This is a genomic window from Gottfriedia sp. ABJ_BB2_2 (assembly GCF_055484705.1).
The window spans coordinates 471,150-486,997 of the sequence record NZ_JBVFKR010000001.1; the positions used below are offsets into that span (position 1 = coordinate 471,150).

General features: G+C 32.2%; 16 protein-coding genes. 5 read left to right on the forward strand and 11 right to left on the reverse strand.

The window, feature by feature from the left end; translation table 11 throughout:
• The first annotated feature begins 23 nt into the window (after window positions 1-23).
• The gene (gene brnQ / locus ACX6U0_RS02510; protein WP_464958431.1) at window positions 24-1,355 is read left to right on the forward strand and encodes a branched-chain amino acid transport system II carrier protein; all 1,332 of its coding nucleotides are present in this window, start codon (window positions 24-26) and stop codon (window positions 1,353-1,355) included.
• A gap of 42 nt (window positions 1,356-1,397) precedes the next feature.
• Here brnQ and ACX6U0_RS02515 read toward each other — a convergent pair whose 3' ends face one another.
• A complete protein-coding gene (locus tag ACX6U0_RS02515) occupies window positions 1,398-2,579 on the reverse strand; it encodes an alpha-hydroxy-acid oxidizing protein (protein WP_464958432.1) in 1,182 nt (393 codons plus the stop codon).
• A 181-nt stretch (window positions 2,580-2,760) separates the two neighbouring features.
• On the opposite strand from ACX6U0_RS02515, the gene ACX6U0_RS02520 reads away from it, so the two are divergent.
• On the forward strand, window positions 2,761-3,237 hold the full coding sequence (locus ACX6U0_RS02520) for a nucleoside deaminase (protein ID WP_464958433.1): 477 nt from the start codon (window positions 2,761-2,763) through the stop codon (window positions 3,235-3,237).
• 212 nt (window positions 3,238-3,449) lie between these two features.
• On the opposite strand, the gene ACX6U0_RS02525 is transcribed toward ACX6U0_RS02520, so the two are convergent.
• The 3 genes from ACX6U0_RS02525 to ACX6U0_RS02535 form a co-directional block, all read right to left on the reverse strand.
• Window positions 3,450-4,112, reverse strand: coding sequence for a flagellar brake protein (locus ACX6U0_RS02525; protein ID WP_464958434.1), 663 nt, complete (start codon window positions 4,110-4,112; stop codon window positions 3,450-3,452).
• 85 nt (window positions 4,113-4,197) lie between these two features.
• On the reverse strand, window positions 4,198-4,620 hold the full coding sequence (locus tag ACX6U0_RS02530) for a YkvA family protein (RefSeq protein ID WP_464958435.1): 423 nt from the start codon (window positions 4,618-4,620) through the stop codon (window positions 4,198-4,200).
• A 229-nt stretch (window positions 4,621-4,849) separates the two neighbouring features.
• Window positions 4,850-6,472, reverse strand: coding sequence for an ABC-F family ATP-binding cassette domain-containing protein (locus ACX6U0_RS02535; protein WP_464958436.1), 1,623 nt, complete (start codon window positions 6,470-6,472; stop codon window positions 4,850-4,852).
• A 196-nt stretch (window positions 6,473-6,668) separates the two neighbouring features.
• On the opposite strand from ACX6U0_RS02535, the gene ACX6U0_RS02540 reads away from it, so the two are divergent.
• Both ACX6U0_RS02540 and ACX6U0_RS02545 read left to right on the forward strand, forming a co-directional pair.
• Window positions 6,669-7,856 carry an alanyl-tRNA editing protein gene (locus tag ACX6U0_RS02540; RefSeq protein ID WP_464958437.1) on the forward strand — a complete coding sequence of 396 codons (1,188 nt, stop codon included), beginning with the start codon at window positions 6,669-6,671 and terminating at the stop codon, window positions 7,854-7,856.
• Window positions 7,857-8,125: 269 nt separating this feature from the next.
• Window positions 8,126-9,355 carry an MFS transporter gene (locus ACX6U0_RS02545; protein WP_464958438.1) on the forward strand — a complete coding sequence of 410 codons (1,230 nt, stop codon included), beginning with the start codon at window positions 8,126-8,128 and terminating at the stop codon, window positions 9,353-9,355.
• A 469-nt stretch (window positions 9,356-9,824) separates the two neighbouring features.
• On the opposite strand, the gene ACX6U0_RS02550 is transcribed toward ACX6U0_RS02545, so the two are convergent.
• The 6 genes from ACX6U0_RS02550 to msrA all read right to left on the reverse strand — a co-directional run bounded on the left by ACX6U0_RS02550 (window position 9,825) and on the right by msrA (window position 14,182).
• Window positions 9,825-10,124, reverse strand: a complete 300-nt coding sequence (locus ACX6U0_RS02550) for a hypothetical protein (RefSeq protein WP_464958439.1) — start codon at window positions 10,122-10,124, stop codon at window positions 9,825-9,827.
• A gap of 242 nt (window positions 10,125-10,366) precedes the next feature.
• Entirely contained in the window at window positions 10,367-10,624 is a 258-nt protein-coding gene (locus ACX6U0_RS02555; RefSeq protein ID WP_464958440.1) for a DUF1294 domain-containing protein, read from the reverse strand.
• 22 nt (window positions 10,625-10,646) lie between these two features.
• Window positions 10,647-11,123 carry a Cys-tRNA(Pro) deacylase gene (ybaK, locus tag ACX6U0_RS02560; RefSeq protein WP_464958441.1) on the reverse strand — a complete coding sequence of 159 codons (477 nt, stop codon included), beginning with the start codon at window positions 11,121-11,123 and terminating at the stop codon, window positions 10,647-10,649.
• Window positions 11,124-11,162: 39 nt separating this feature from the next.
• Complete coding sequence (gene rarD, locus ACX6U0_RS02565; protein ID WP_464958442.1) at window positions 11,163-12,098, reverse strand: EamA family transporter RarD; 936 nt, start codon at window positions 12,096-12,098, stop codon at window positions 11,163-11,165.
• A gap of 24 nt (window positions 12,099-12,122) precedes the next feature.
• Window positions 12,123-13,583, reverse strand: coding sequence for an MDR family MFS transporter (locus ACX6U0_RS02570; RefSeq protein ID WP_464958443.1), 1,461 nt, complete (start codon window positions 13,581-13,583; stop codon window positions 12,123-12,125).
• An 80-nt stretch (window positions 13,584-13,663) separates the two neighbouring features.
• Window positions 13,664-14,182, reverse strand: coding sequence for a peptide-methionine (S)-S-oxide reductase MsrA (gene msrA, locus ACX6U0_RS02575; protein WP_464958444.1), 519 nt, complete (start codon window positions 14,180-14,182; stop codon window positions 13,664-13,666).
• 323 nt (window positions 14,183-14,505) lie between these two features.
• Here msrA and ACX6U0_RS02580 point away from each other — a divergent pair, with 323 nt between their 5' ends.
• A complete protein-coding gene (locus ACX6U0_RS02580; RefSeq protein WP_464958863.1) occupies window positions 14,506-15,003 on the forward strand; it encodes an N-acetyltransferase family protein in 498 nt (165 codons plus the stop codon).
• 64 nt (window positions 15,004-15,067) lie between these two features.
• On the opposite strand, the gene ACX6U0_RS02585 is transcribed toward ACX6U0_RS02580, so the two are convergent.
• Window positions 15,068-15,661 carry a YdeI/OmpD-associated family protein gene (locus ACX6U0_RS02585; protein ID WP_464958445.1) on the reverse strand — a complete coding sequence of 198 codons (594 nt, stop codon included), beginning with the start codon at window positions 15,659-15,661 and terminating at the stop codon, window positions 15,068-15,070.
• Between the last annotated feature and the right edge of the window lie 187 nt (window positions 15,662-15,848).

Sequence of the window (15,848 nt, forward strand, 5' to 3'; positions counted from 1 at the left end):
AACTATAGATTGAGGTGAATTGTTTGAATTATTTAACAAAGAAAGAAATTTTATTTATGGGTTTTATGCTATTTTCAATGTTATTTGGTGCAGGTAATCTAATCTTTCCTGCGTATTTAGGACAAACTGCTGGTGAGAATGTTTGGCAAGCAGTTGCTGGCTTCATTATTTCAGATGCAGGACTTGCAGTACTGGCTTTTATTGCAATTGCGAAATCGGGTTCATTCGATACATTAGTGAACAGAGTAAATCCGATTTTTGCCTTACTTTTTCCTTTAGCAATTTATTTATCAATCGGGCCAGGACTTGCCATTCCACGAGCAGGTAGTTTAGCTTATGAAATGAGTATTAAACCATTTCTATCAAATTCAATCGAATCATCGCCAATCGGGTTAATGATTTATACCATTGTATTTTTTAGTATCGTTTATTGGTTTGCGAAATCTCCTTCAAAATTAATAGACAGGTTTGGCAAAATTTTAACGCCATCTTTGCTTATCTTAATTATCATTGTATTTATTAAAGCTTTGTTTACAGATTTATCAAGCTTTAACGACCCCACATCAGTCTATAAATCTCATCCTATTTCTCAAGGATTTTTAGACGGTTATCAAACAATGGATGCGATAGCTGCATTAATATACGGAATTGTGTTTGTTAATATTTTCAAAGGTAAAGAGATTAGTAATCAGAAATTACAAGTTAATTACTTGGCGATATTTGGGATCATTTGTGGCGTTCTACTAATGCTTACTTATTTAATCATTGCCTATTTGGGTGCTTCTGCACATATATCTGGTACAGTCGATAACGGTGCGATTGTATTAAGTACTGTTTTACATCAGTTATTTGGTAATAGTGGAACTATTGTTTTAGGGCTTATTTTTACGCTTGCATGCTTAAGTGTATGCATCGGTTTAATCACTTCTTGTGCACAATATTTTACAAGTATCTTTCCAAAATTAACTTATCTAAACTGGGTTGTCTTATTATGTGCGATTAGCGCCATTGTTGCGAATCTTGGTCTTACTCAAATTTTAAAAGTTTCAGTTCCTGTACTTGGTTTGTTATATCCAATGGCAATTGCTTTAATTGTACTTGGGTTAGTCCACGATAAAATTCCATTTAAAGATCGTCCTGTATATGTGATGACAATAGGTTTTGTTGGTTTATATAGTTTCATTGAAATGATTAATCATACATTTTTAAATGATACACTTTCTGATTCTTTAGCAATTATTCCAATGCAAAGCCAAGGTTTTGGTTGGGTACTCCCTGGTTTTATTGGGTTTTTGATTGGAGCTTCCATGAAAAGTAAAAATAATTCAAAACCGAATATTAAAAATGTAGCATAAAAAAAGTCCTAGTTAACGATAAAAGTTAATTAGGACTTTTTCTTATATTTCTTGTAATTGTTTTCGAATTGATCCTTTAATTAATAAGGATGAGTTCAATTCACTAATATTCTTTTGCCCTGATAATGCCATTGTTAGATCAAAGTCAGCAATGATATTTCTCATGACATGAATGACACCTTCTTTACCTCCAAGTGCTAAACCATACATAAACGGGCGACCAATTAATACAGCGTCAGCTCCAAGGGATAATGCCTTAAAAACATCTGCTCCTCTTCTAATTCCACTATCAAATAAAATTGATATTTCCCCTTTTAACTCATTACTAATCATTTCTAATGCGTCTAAAGAACTAATCGTTCCATCAACTTGTCGTCCTCCATGATTTGAAACAATGATTCCGTCCATCCCATACTCATAAGCTAGTTTTGCATCTTCTTTATGCAAAATACCTTTTAGTAAAATTGGTAAGTTTGTTTGCTTACGCAGGAAAGCTAAATCTTCCCAAGTAAGTGATGGGTTTCCGAATAATCTCGTCCAAAGGAGAATGGCTGATTCAATATCATCCTTAGGGGATACATTTAATCTTGAACAAAAAACTGGGTCTTCTAAGTAATTTGCGATGCCTTGTCCTTGTAAAAATGGTAAGTATGCATGTTCAATATCCTTTTCTCTCCAACCCATCATTGGCGTATCTAATGTTACGACGATTGCTTCATACCCACTTTTTTCAGCTCGTTTGACCATACTTGCAGTTATGTCCATATCATTGCTCCAGTACAGCTGGAACCATTTTGGCGAATCATCTAATACATCTGCTATTTTCTCTAATGAAAAACTTGCTGCAGTACTCGCAATATAAGGGATATTCAATGCAGCGGCTGCTTTAGCTGCCTCTAACTCACCATTTGGATGTGCAATCGTCTGAATCCCAATTGGAGCAAATAGGATTGGTGATTGATAAGTTTTTCCAAACAACTTGACACTTATATCACGCTCAGCTACATTTCGCAACATTCTTGGTACGATTTTCCACTGATCAAATGATAATCTATTTTCCTTCATTGAACGTTCTTTACCAGCTCCACCGGCTATATAATAAAATGAGCTTTCATCTATTTTTTCATGTGCTAATTGTTCCATTTCTTCAAAAGAAACAGGCAGTTCACTCTTTTTTCCACTACTATAAACTTGAAATTGAACATTATTTCCATAGTTACTCAACACGTACACACCCTTAGAATACAATTTTTTGTAAGCGTTTACTAAATTCTAAACATATTACTAAATTCCCTCTATTTTTGAGTGTAAATAATTCGACATACCTCGTGAATTGAAGTGTCATATTTACACTATTTAGTTCATAAAATGATTAAACATTTGACTATGAACGGTGGTGTTGTGAATGAAACACACTGATTGGATAAAACTAAGTGTTAGACTTGCTTATGAAAATTTACTAAATAAAAATGGCGGACCTTTTGGGGCTATAATTGTCAAAGATGGTAAAATTATAGGAGCTGGTGTAAACAGCGTGACATCCTTAAATGATCCTACAGCACATGCTGAGGTCCAAGCAATTAGAGATGCATGTTTAAATATCGGAACCTTTACTTTAAAAGATTCTGTTTTGTATACTAGCTGTGAACCTTGTCCAATGTGTCTTAGTGCTGCATATTGGTCTAGAATCTCTAAAATTTATTACTTCTTTACAAAAAAAGAGGCAGCTGAAATCGGTTTTGATGATGCCCATATTTATAATGAATTGTCGTTACCGTATGAAGATCGCTCAATTCCTAGTGAACATGTATTCATTCCAGTACTTGATAAAGAAAATCCGTTTCTTGTTTGGATTAACGATGAAAGTCGTACGAATTATTAATTATGTTCACATAAAAAAGGTTGTCACTATCAATGACAACCTTTCAGACAGCCCGCTAAACAATCGTTTTCTTCGTTGCTTCGCCCGCTTGCGGTGCTCATTACCTACACAAAGGCAACTCCGCTCCTATTGTGGCACCTGAGCCTATAAAGGCTAGTGTTTCAATCAGTCTGATTCTATAATTTTCTACTTTGTTTACAAACCTACTTAAGTTAATCGTATTTCAATGATTGTATTTGTAGTCGTTGTTGTTCCATCGTGTATTTTACAATTTTTTGTCTATCTTGATTAGACAAATTACTATACATTAATGAAATTAACTGCATTTCATTTGATTCTGACTCATGTATTCTTACTATTGTCGATTCAACTTTAACTTCTTCGTTTAGTGACTTTTCAAATTGTAAATTCATTTTTAATACCACATTCTGATTTACTTGTAATGGAATTGACTTCGGAATATGAATCGCAACTCCTCCAGCACTGATATCCTGTGATAAAGATTTAATTGACGTAAACTCTTCCTCAATTGGGAGAATAGTAATTTCGGTTGAAGATGGAATGCGAAAGAATCTTCTTCTTTGCTCGATTACCAATTCATTCTCGTTTGGTTTTGTGAAAACCATTACAGGGACAGTCTCATGTAATGTCTGGATATATGTTATGCTACAGGAATAAAGTACTGATTTTTTAGTTAGGAATAAAGCTTTAAAAGCTGAATTTCTTGAAAAAATAGCATTTCTACCAGTCATTTCATTAATTGGTATTTCTAAATGAAGTTGTTTGTCAAGTAAATCTACAAGTCTTGTTTTATAATATAAAATTTGATCATCGATCTTTTCTTCGATAAAGACCGTATCTCCTATTGATAGCACGTTATACATCCTTCCTTAGATAAAAAAATTACTACATGGTTATATAACGTTTATCGGCATAATTTATTAATTATTAATAAAATGTTCATTCCTCTTTATCAATTAGTTCATTTTCCTCTTGTTTTTTATTTTTCCAAATTTTATATTTCTCTATGTCTGTATTTAACTGTTTAAATGTGTAAGCTAAAATTGTAGCATCATCCAAAAGTCCCAATCCTACTAGGAAATCTGGTAATGCATCTATTGGACTAACGAAATATAGTAATGCTGCAATTACAGTTAATATTGATTTAGTAGAAATATCTCGATAGCTACCGTTAATATAGGCTTTAAATAGGTCAATAAATAAAATAACTTTTTCCCAAGCATCACCTAGCGCACCTTTTTTCTTTGGTGCTAGTTTCATTGCTCTTTGTAGTAAATCAGTAGACTTTTCTTTATTTCCAAGATAGGAAGAGGCTTTTTTTAAGTATTTTTGAAAAAATGTATTTTTATCTTCATTTGACATAGTTACTCCTCCTTTTTGTTTTAGTTTATCAAATTGTATACTAAGTGAAAAGTAATAAAAATCTTTACATTTTAAAGGAACAAATAAACTTTTTGAACTTTTGGGCAGTCCCCCTATATTGTAAAATTGTAGTTTAATTTCTTCTGATTGCACTAAAAACAAAAGGACCAAATCATAAACGATTTGGTCCTTTTACTACTTTACTTTAAAAGGTCAGTAGTTTTTCATATTATTTTTTATATAATGATTCTACTTGTTTTTGTAATTCTGTGTTCTCTAAGAATTCATCGTACGTACATTCTTTGTCAACTAAACCGTTCGGTGTTACTTCGATGATACGGTTTGCGATTGTTTGAATGAACTGGTGGTCATGTGATGTGAATAGAGCAGTTCCTTTAAACGCAATTAGACCATCATTTAGTGCTGTAATTGATTCTAAGTCTAAGTGGTTTGTAGGATCGTCTAATACAAGAACGTTTGCTCCGCTAAGCATCATTTTTGATAGCATACAGCGAACTTTTTCTCCTCCAGATAGAACCGAAGCTTTTTTCATTACTTCTTCTCCAGAGAATAGCATACGACCTAAGAATCCACGAAGGAAGCTTTCTGACTCATCTTGTGGAGAGAATTGGCGTAACCATTCAATTAAATTCATGTCGCTGTTTTCAAAGAACTCTGAGTTGTCTTTTGGGAAAAATGCTTGAGATGTTGTAATCCCCCATTTAAATGAACCAGTATCAGGCTCCATTTCGCCCATTAAAATTTTAAATAATGTCGTAATTGCAACATCATTTTTACCAACAAAAGCGATTTTATCACCTTTATTTACAGTAAAACGAACATTATCTAATACTTTTACTCCGTCAACAGTTTTAGATAGACCTTCAACTGTTAATAAATCATTTCCAACTTCTCTTTCAGGTGTAAATCCAACGAATGGATAACGGCGTGAAGAAGGTTTAATATCATCTAACGTAATTTTGTCTAATAATTTCTTACGAGAAGTTGCTTGCTTTGCTTTTGATGCATTTGAACTAAAACGAGCAATAAAGTTTTGAAGCTCTTTAATCTTCTCTTCTTTCTTTTTGTTAGCATCGCCCATTAATCTTTGAGCTAATTGGCTTGACTCGTACCAGAAATCATAGTTACCAACATAAAGTTGAACTTTACCAAAATCAAGGTCCGCCATGTGCGTACAAACTTGGTTTAAGAAATGTCGGTCATGCGAAACGACGATAACTGTATTTTCAAAGTTAATTAAGAAGTTTTCTAACCATTGAACAGCTTTTAAATCTAAGTTATTCGTAGGCTCATCTAATAAAAGAATGTCTGGTTGACCAAAAAGAGCTTGAGCAAGTAATACTTTTACTTTTTCGCCTGCTTGTAATTCACTCATTTTTTTATCATGAAGTGCTTCCGTAATTCCTAAGCCTTTTAATAAAATTGCAGCTTCAGATTCTGCTTCCCAACCATTTAACTCAGCAAATTCACCTTCAAGCTCAGCAGCTTTCATTCCATCTTCTTCTGTAAAGTCTTCTTTCATATAAATCGCATCTTTTTCTTTCATGACTTCATATAGACGAGTATGACCCATAATAACAGTTTGAAGTACTTCAAATTCTTCATATTCAAATTGGTTCTGTTTTAATACTGCTAAACGCTCACCTGGTGTAATGATAACATCGCCCGTAGAAGGTTCGATATCTCCAGATAAGATTTTAATTAGCGTAGATTTACCAGCACCATTTGCTCCAATTAAACCGTAACAGTTTCCAGGTGTAAATTTTATATTAACATCATCAAATAATTTTCTGTCCGCAAATCGCAAACTAACATTACTAAGTGTAATCATTGTTTTCCTCCAACTCTCTTTTGCTCTACTCTTAACAATACCATATTTTTTAGTAAAATTAAAACCTTTCTACAAGACTTACCTGTTATACGATGAAAAGTTTACATAATCTGATACAAATTTTTATAGTAAATATTTTCGTTTTTCACAAACACTCTATATAATAATCTTAAAGTAAAAATAATGAGGTAAGATGATGGCTCAAAAATTATATTATGTAAAGCCCACATTGAAAGAATGGACAACTTCCATCGTTGATATACAAGAAATAGATGGACTTTACCATGTTAAATTAGAAGATTCTGCATTTTATCCTGAAAGTGGTGGCCAGCCATCTGATTCTGGGACAATTGATGGAATTGAATGTATTGAATGTATTGATCATGACAGCGAAGTTATTCATGTTCTAAAAGAAAAACCGAGAAATGAAAATGTGAAGTGTATCATTGATTGGAATAGAAGACTTGATCATATGCAGCACCATAGTGGCCAGCACCTTCTTTCTGCTGCGATTATCGATTTATATGATATTCAAACGATTAGTTTTCATCTTGGTAAAGATACAGTCACAATCGATTTAGATACACCAAGTCTTTCATCAAATCAATTAATTGAGATTGAACTAGCAGTTTATCAAAAAATTATCCAAAATAATGAGATTAAAACATATTTCGTCAAAAAAGATAATCTCGATTCATTACACCTTCGAAAATTGCCAAAGGTTAATGATGAAGAAATTCGAATCGTAGAAATAACAGATATTGATATTTCAGCATGCTGTGGTACACATGTAAAACAAACTGGTGAAATTGGGTTACTTAAGTTGATGAAAACCGAAAAAGTTAGACAATCTACTCGCCTTCATTTTAAATGTGGGAATCGTGCACTTGAAGAATTTCAAAAAACAAATCACATCGTAACGAGCATAAATTTATTATTTAATACAAATTCGGATCAATTAAAAGATAAAATTGAACAAACCATTTCCGAATTAAAGGAAGCTCAAAAAGAAATTGATCGTTTAAAGGCGATGATTTTTGAATCAATCTCAAATGAATGTTTAGTTAATGCTAAAAACGGAATAATTTTCCAAACATTTACTGAAGAAGACATGAAGGATTTACAGTTACTAGCAAAAATCATACATAGTAAGCAACCTTCCATTATTATTTTTACAAGTTTAAAAGACAATAGACTTTTATTTTTGAATCAAACTGGCACTGAACTGCATTGCGGAAATGTCCTTAAAAATATTCTTTCTCAAATAGATGGAAAAGGTGGAGGAAGTGCACAACAAGCACAAGCAACCTTTGAATCTTCATCTAAATTAAATGAAGCAACTTATTTACTGCTTAATCATCTTGATTACGAGATAGAGGAATAAGTGCTTCCAACAGTCTGGCGACAAAACACTTCTTTCTTGATTCAGAGAGTTGAAACCTAAACTCCTCTTCTCAAGTGAATTTACATCTCGAAAAAAGCAATTTTTTATCAGCCTATAAACCAAATATTGAACTAATTTACACACAGTTTTAGAAGCTAAAAGGCTTCTTTTTTTTAACATTTTTTAATAGTTTTAATAGTTTTTTTATCCTATATTTGAGATAATAGCTAAAGTCTTAGAAATATATTTAGAAAAAGAGGTTTTAATAAATGTGGAGAAACCGTAACGTTTGGATTGTTCTAATCGGAGAATTTGGAGCAGGAATCGGATTATGGGTTGGAATTATTGGGAATCTAGATTTTATGCAACAACATGTCCCTTCCGATTTCTTTAAATCTCTTATTCTCTTTTTTGGATTACTAGCTGGTGTATTTGTTGGTCCATTGGCTGGTCGATTAATTGATCAATATCCAAAGAAAAAAATATTATTGATTAGCGGCCTTGGTCGAACATTAAGTACAATCATCATGTTTAGTGCGATTCATTATGAAAATATTATTTTTATGGTTTTATTTTTAGTTTGTTTACAAATATCGGCGGCATTTTATTTTCCAGCACTACAAGCTGTTATACCACTTATTGTGAAAGAAGATCAGTTGTTATCACTAAATGGGATTCATATGAATATTGCCACAATTGCCCGTATTGCTGGGACATCAATTGGTGGCATTTTAGTTGTCGCAACAAGTTTAACAAATGTTTATGGAATTAGTATGCTAGCATATGCATTTCTTTTTATCATGACATTCTTCTTACGTTTTGAGGAACAATCGAAAGTTCTAACATCAACAGAGAGTAAATCAAAGGAATCAAAACAAAAAGAAGGATTTACGGAAATATTTCGTTTAATTCGAAATACGCCAGTTGTCTTCAATTTAATCATTTTAAATATTATCCCCCTGTTATTTATTGGCGGTTTTAATTTAATGGTAATTGAAATCAGTGATCTACAACATAATGATTCAATCAAAGGACTTATTTATACATTTGAGGGTATATCGTTTATGCTCGGTGCATTTATCATTAAACGATTAACTAAAAAGTTCTCAAATACAGGGTTATTATATTTTTTCACAACACTGGTAGCATTTGCTCATTTAACACTATTTTTTGCTAATATTCACTGGATGCCAATTGTTTCATTTTCACTCTTTGGATTGGCAGTTGGATGTTTCTTCCCTGTTTCATCAACCCTATTCCAAACATCAATTGACAAATCATATCACGGTAGACTTTTTTCGTTTAGAAGCATGTATGAACGAGTCATGTTTCAAGTTGTATTATTAAGTACTGGCCTGTTTTTGGATACGATTGGACTACGATACATGGTACTCATATTTGGTGCTGTTTCATTAATCATAATTTGTAAGTTATATATAAATGAAAAAAAATACAAACAGGCAGAAGCGTTAAAAGATCCACAAAATATATCAGTCTAATAAAAAAGATGAATACAGTTAGTTGTATTCATCTTTTTCTGAGTGTAGAAAAATACAATTGTCATATGAAAGTAATATGTATAATGCAAAGAGTCATATCAATTATGACTGTAGAGATGGTAAAAAATGGGTTCAAATTATTATTAAGTTGTTTTAAAGGTTGATATTCCCATTTAATTTTATCAAAAACGTTAATAAAATCTTTTTTTAAGTTGATAGTTAGAGTTATCTTTAATGAAAAATCTTTTTTTATGAACAAGTTGATTGGAACGGAAGGATGATCGACTCCTGTGGGAAATGCGGGAAGCCTGAGACCCCGCAGGCCTGCCGAGGAGGCTCAGGTCTCGCCCCTAGGAAAGCGAGCAACCTGTAGTGGAAATCAACCTGATAATACTTTTTTATTGACAAGTTTATATTTCAACAAATTCAAAAAGATGAATAATCATTAGGTATTCATCTTTTTCTAATTTTAATATCCATAAGCTTTTAAAAACTCATTCACACTTGAAAATAAAGTAACGACTTCCCAACTTTTTTCAAATTCATACGCAGTACAAACTTCTCCGGTTAACTGGTTTATAAATATAACATCGTCTGTTTCATCTTCGAATCCTATGATTAACCAATTTTCATCCCATTTGATTTTTCTGCTTAAATCTTTCACAGCTTCTTCTAGGTTTTCTTCATTAATAAAGTAGATTGTCATATTTTCATTTGATACTTCATTTACACCAAGCCCATTAATTCTTGCAAACCATTCGTTTTTCAATTTCAATTCCCCACTTCCAATAAAGAAAGCCTGTAATCAAAGAAATGATAACAGGCACTCTTTTTTTACTGTTGCGCTTTATTTTTTTTTGACTCTGCTAAATTTGACTTATCTTCATAGTTAGGTTGTTTTTGTCCAGCGTTATTTGTTCTGCCGCCTTTTCCACGTCCCATTTTATATCGCCTCCTTACTAATTGCTATAAAATATTTTGTGCAATTAATAGAAGACTATCCGAAAGAAATTATAAAAAGAAAAAGTACAAAACACATTGAATAAATAAAATGATCCAGTATCCAAAAACGAATTTTGGATGCTTTGTTTTGTGACGGAAATAGTACATTGCTAAAATCGATCCGATTGAACCACCGATAATCGCTAATAAAAACAAGATCCGTTCAGGAATTCTCCATAGTTTTCGTCTTGCACGGTACTTATCGATTCCCATAACAGTATAAGATAGTATATTCACAATGATTAAATAACAATAAAAATAGTTCATTTTATATCCCTCAAAACTTCAGTCATTTTGCAACCTTTGCTAATTTGCTTCGAGTTGTTTGTATTAAATCATTCACATTCAGTTCAAGTTGTATACCTATCTTTCCACCACTAACAATGATCTCATTTAATTGGTCCGCGGATTGTTCAATAATAGTTGGAAATTGCTTTTTCATACCAATCGGAGAACATCCTCCACGTACATAACCAGTGTTCGTTAGCAAGTCCTTTACTGGTAATAATTCCAGCTTTTTTTCTCCAGCTACTTTTGCTGCTAGTTTCAAATCTAACTCTTTTTCTACCGGAATAACAAACACATAAATTGATTTAGATGGCGTAATGGACACTAATGTTTTATAAACCATTTCTGGTTCTTTCCCAATTTTATTTGCAACAGATACGCCGTCAATCTTTCCATCAGTTATTTCGTATGAGTAAGTTTGATATTGTATTTTTTTTGAATCTAATATTCTCATTGCATTCGTTTTACTTCCTGACATTTTAGCTCCTTTCAATGCATTCAAGCACATAAATCAAACTTATGCTGACATTGATTGTTTTTTATTTTGCTTTTTAAATTTTTGTTCAATTGATTTCATAAATGGTGTATTTGAGATAGAGAAGAATAAACATGCTACCCATATAAAAGTAAAAGAAATCATATCAGTATGAGTAAAGCTTTCACCGTACAATAGTACACCAATCAATAAGCTTATTGTAGGTGAGATAAACTGTAAGAAACCTACATATGTGTATGGGATTAATTCTGTTGCTTTTCCGAAAAATAATAACGGTAAAATTGTTACGAAACCTGCACCTATCAATAGTAGTTGTTCAATTGGTGCACTTTTAATGAAACCAGCATCCCCATTTGCCGATAAGAATATGAAATAAATAAGTGCTACCGGAAAAATTAATAAAGTTTCAATTGTTAAACTAAAAAAAGCTTCTATTTTCAGTAATTTCTTTAAAAGTCCATAAAAAGCAAATGTTAAAGATAAACATATTGCTATGATCGGTAATGTGCCAGAAGAAATTGTTAAGTACCCCACTCCAATCGTTGCGAGACAGACAGAAAAAATTTGCCAAAACGATAATTTCTCTTTTAACACAATTACTCCAAGTATTATGCTAACTAATGGATTTATATAGTAACCTAAGCTAGCATCTAAAATATGATTTGAGTTAACTGCCCAAATATATAATAACCAATTTGTACTGATTAACAATGAAACCAGAATCATTGAAAACAAGACCTTTTTATTACCAATGACTTGTTTCCATGTTTCTTTGAATTCGGTTACTTTTCTAACTAAAAATATAAAAATCAGTAATGTTACAAATGACCACATGATTCGGTGTGTTAATATTTCAAAAGGTGCAATATCTTGTACAAGCTTCCAATAAATTGGTAAAACGCCCCAAACGACATATGCAAATACGCCATACACTATCCCTTTCATGGTTGAGTTCATAGTTTCCCAGCTTTCTTTTATTTATTATTGAGCAAGTTCAACTTTTTTTTCTTCGGAATGTAATTTCGGTAAAAACATTACAAAAACAAACGTGATTACACTAAATATTGCCATTAAAAGGGTAATTGTTTGAAAGCCTTCCGTAACTGCATTTTTAATAGATTCAGATACCACATGTTCTCCAGGTTGACTATGTGCACCTAAAACTAATTTCTGACCATTTAAAAAGCTAGATGCTTTTAATGTGAAAATTGTACCTAATATCGCTACTGTAATTGTCTGACTAAATGTATTTAGAAAAGAATTCGCTGCAATAGCAATTCCTCTTTGATTCGTTTCAACTGCAGAAGAAATGATGATCATATAAATTGGAAATGATAATCCAAAACCTAAGCCTAAAAAAGCATTACAAACATAAACAAATAACTCTACATTATGCAGTTCATATAACCCTAATGAACCAATCATACAAAAGAAAGCCCCAAATAATATGATTTGCTTTGCCGATAACTGTTTAATCAATCGTCCGGATAAGAATGAGCCGATTGTCCAGGAAAACGATAATGGTATTAACATTAAACCTGACTCTGTAGCACTTTTTCCAAAGACACTTTGATTAAATACTGGTAAATACACTTCGATGCCAATTAATAATGCGTGTGCAACAAACATCGCTGCATATGTGACGACTAAATTTTTAATTTTAAATAGTGATAAAGGTAATAATGGTTCAATTGCTTTAGATTCAACAAAAAGAAACAGGACAAATAAAATGATTGCAATACTAAATAAAAATATTAGATTAGGAGAACTCCAATTCCCCTTCTCACCACCTACTACTAAAGCATATAAAACTGATAGTGTACTGATGATAAATAAAATTGTACCTAAATAATCAATCGAAATGCGTTTATTTTGTTCAATTTTTTGATGATAAAATTTCCACAAAATATAAGTAGACAACATACCAAACGGAATATTAATAAAAAAGATAAATCTCCAAGAAATAAAATCAACAAAAAAGCCACCAACTAATGGCCCTATTACACTTGAAACAGCCCATACTGCACTAATAAAACCTTGAACCTTTGCACGCTCCTGATATGGATATAAATCTCCAATTACTGTCATTGTAAGCGGCAAGGCTGCTCCAGCACCAATGCCTTGAATTGCTCGAAAAGTTATTAACTGCCCCATATTTTGTGCAAAACCACACAAAATTGAACCTATTACGAACATAAGTATTCCGAAAATCAGTAAATTTTTTCGGCCATATAAGTCAGATAGCTTCCCATAGATTGGGGTTGTAACCGTCATGGCTAACATATAAGCTGCAAAAATCCAACTCATTAAATTTACACCTGATAGATCTGACGTAATTGTAGGAGTAGCAGTCGTAATGATTGTTCCTTCAATTGCTGCTAATGTCACTGCTACTAGTAATCCAACAGTAACATACTTTCTATTTGTTTGTTTTAATTCCATAGTCGCTATCTCCTTTCAATTTTTAAAAAATGATTGCTCTTAAAATAATAGAAGCCCAAATGAGCTTCTAAAATGTAAACTTATTTCCAATTTTCGTTAATGAACTCATCTCTACCAGACATCGCACGATCTTCTTTATAGTGCTTTGGATTTTTCTTATGGTAATCTTGATGATATTCTTCAGCTTCATAGAATGTAGATGCTTGCAAAATTTCTGTTACGATCGGCTTCTTAAAACGTGAACTCGCAATTATTTCTTCCTTTGATGCTGTAGCTTCCGTAAGTTGAGATTCATTATGAATAAAAATGGCAGCTCGATATTGAGGGCCTCTATCTTGGAATTGTCCATCTGCATCAGTTGGATCAATTTGTGGCCAAAATAAATCTAATAATTTACGATACGGAAATACTTCATCATCAAATGTAATTTGAACGACTTCATAGTGCCCCGTGCTACCTTTTTTCACTTCTTCATATGTGGGATTTTCCAAGTGTCCCCCCATATACCCTGACACAATACCGTGTATGCCCGGTAGGTCTTCAAATGGTGTAACCATACACCAGAAACATCCACCTGCAAATGTCGCTTTCTGTAACATTTAAATATCCTCCTTTAAACGTCTTAGTTTACATAATATTTTTATGTATAACTACATTTTTTCTTATACTTTATCATATCGCTTTTACTGTTTATTTTAAATATTTTAGCTCATATTTCATTGATTTTTTAATGACCAATCGTAAACTGATCCTTAATCGTGTTTCAATCAGCTTAAGAATCAGATTATATATATTTCTAATCTAAAATTTCGTATAAATCAGTATCAAAAGAAGGTTATCATGCTTTCCTGTTGAATGTTAGATTAACAACTGTTTTGAAAGGGTGAAAATCATTGACTGATAACAAATTACAAAAACTACTATACGTTCAGCGCGAGTCAAGGATTCAGCTGCGCTATTAGATATTCAACGAGAAGTTGTTGCTGAAGGCCAATACTTTATTTCTATTTCTGAAGAATTTAATAAAACTGTTGAAGAACAACAAGTATGGGTAAAAAATAGTCTAGAAAATGATAGAGAAACATTGTTAGTAGCCGAAGTAAGTGGTGAAATCGTTGGATGGATTTGTTTTAATACACAGAATCGTAAACGTTTATCACACACAGGCTCGTTAGGGATTATGGTAAAAAAGGAAATGAGAAACGCAGGAGTTGGTAGATTATTATTAGAAGAATTACTATCATGGGCTAAGCAGAATCCATTTATAGAAAAAGTGAGCCTAGCTGTGTTTGCTACAAATACAAGAGCAATCACATTATATAAAAGCTTAGGGTTTGTTGAAGAAGGACGTAATATAAAAGAGTATAAACTAAATGAACATGAATATTTGGATGATATACTGATGTGTATATTCGTTTAATGTAAAAAACGAAAAGGACCTAATCAGGTCCTTTTAAAATACTTTTTCAAAAGGAGCGAATGTCCTAATCTTTTAAACCTTTTCCATCGAGGATTTGAGGTATATACTTTTCTACTCTTGATACTCGAGTTTTAGATTGTTTTGGTGCTGCAAAATAAAGAAGATATGCTCTCTGGCGACCAGGCGTTAATTCTTCAAAGGCAGTTTTCAATTCAGGGATTTCTTCTAACTTCAGTTGGAATTCTTCTGGAACTATGTATTCTGTATTCTTTTTAAACTCGACTTCCAGCCCGGATTTTTCAACTTCAATAGCTTCAAGAATATATGCCTTTATGATTGCTTCTATATCACTTATTTGTTGAACATTCGTAAATCGAATTTGGCGAGCCGCCTGTACATTCTCCGTTTGTTGGATTAAAATCCCCTTCTCATCCTTTAATAAGGCACCTTTGTGAAATAAAAGAGCACAATATTCTTTAAATCCATGAATTAAAACAATATTTTTATCTTCAATAGTGTAACAAGGATGCATCCATTTAAAATCTTCAGTCAGTTCACAATCAAGGACGATTTTTCTTAACATTTCAAATTCTGCCTGCCAATTTTTGGCTCTACTCAAAAATGCATCAACTTTGGGATTTAAATTTATTTCTGTCATAAAACACCTCATATTCATTCTTCTAGCAATTTCTTAAATAATTTTAATATACTTCAGCATTTGGATTGTCGATTGCTTACAAACATGTTTCCATCAAGTTCTATATCTTCATCTTTAAAAATTGTATCTACTTTTGAATTTTACTATACATATTTTTATTATTCTACTTGAATTCTTGTTAGTTTTT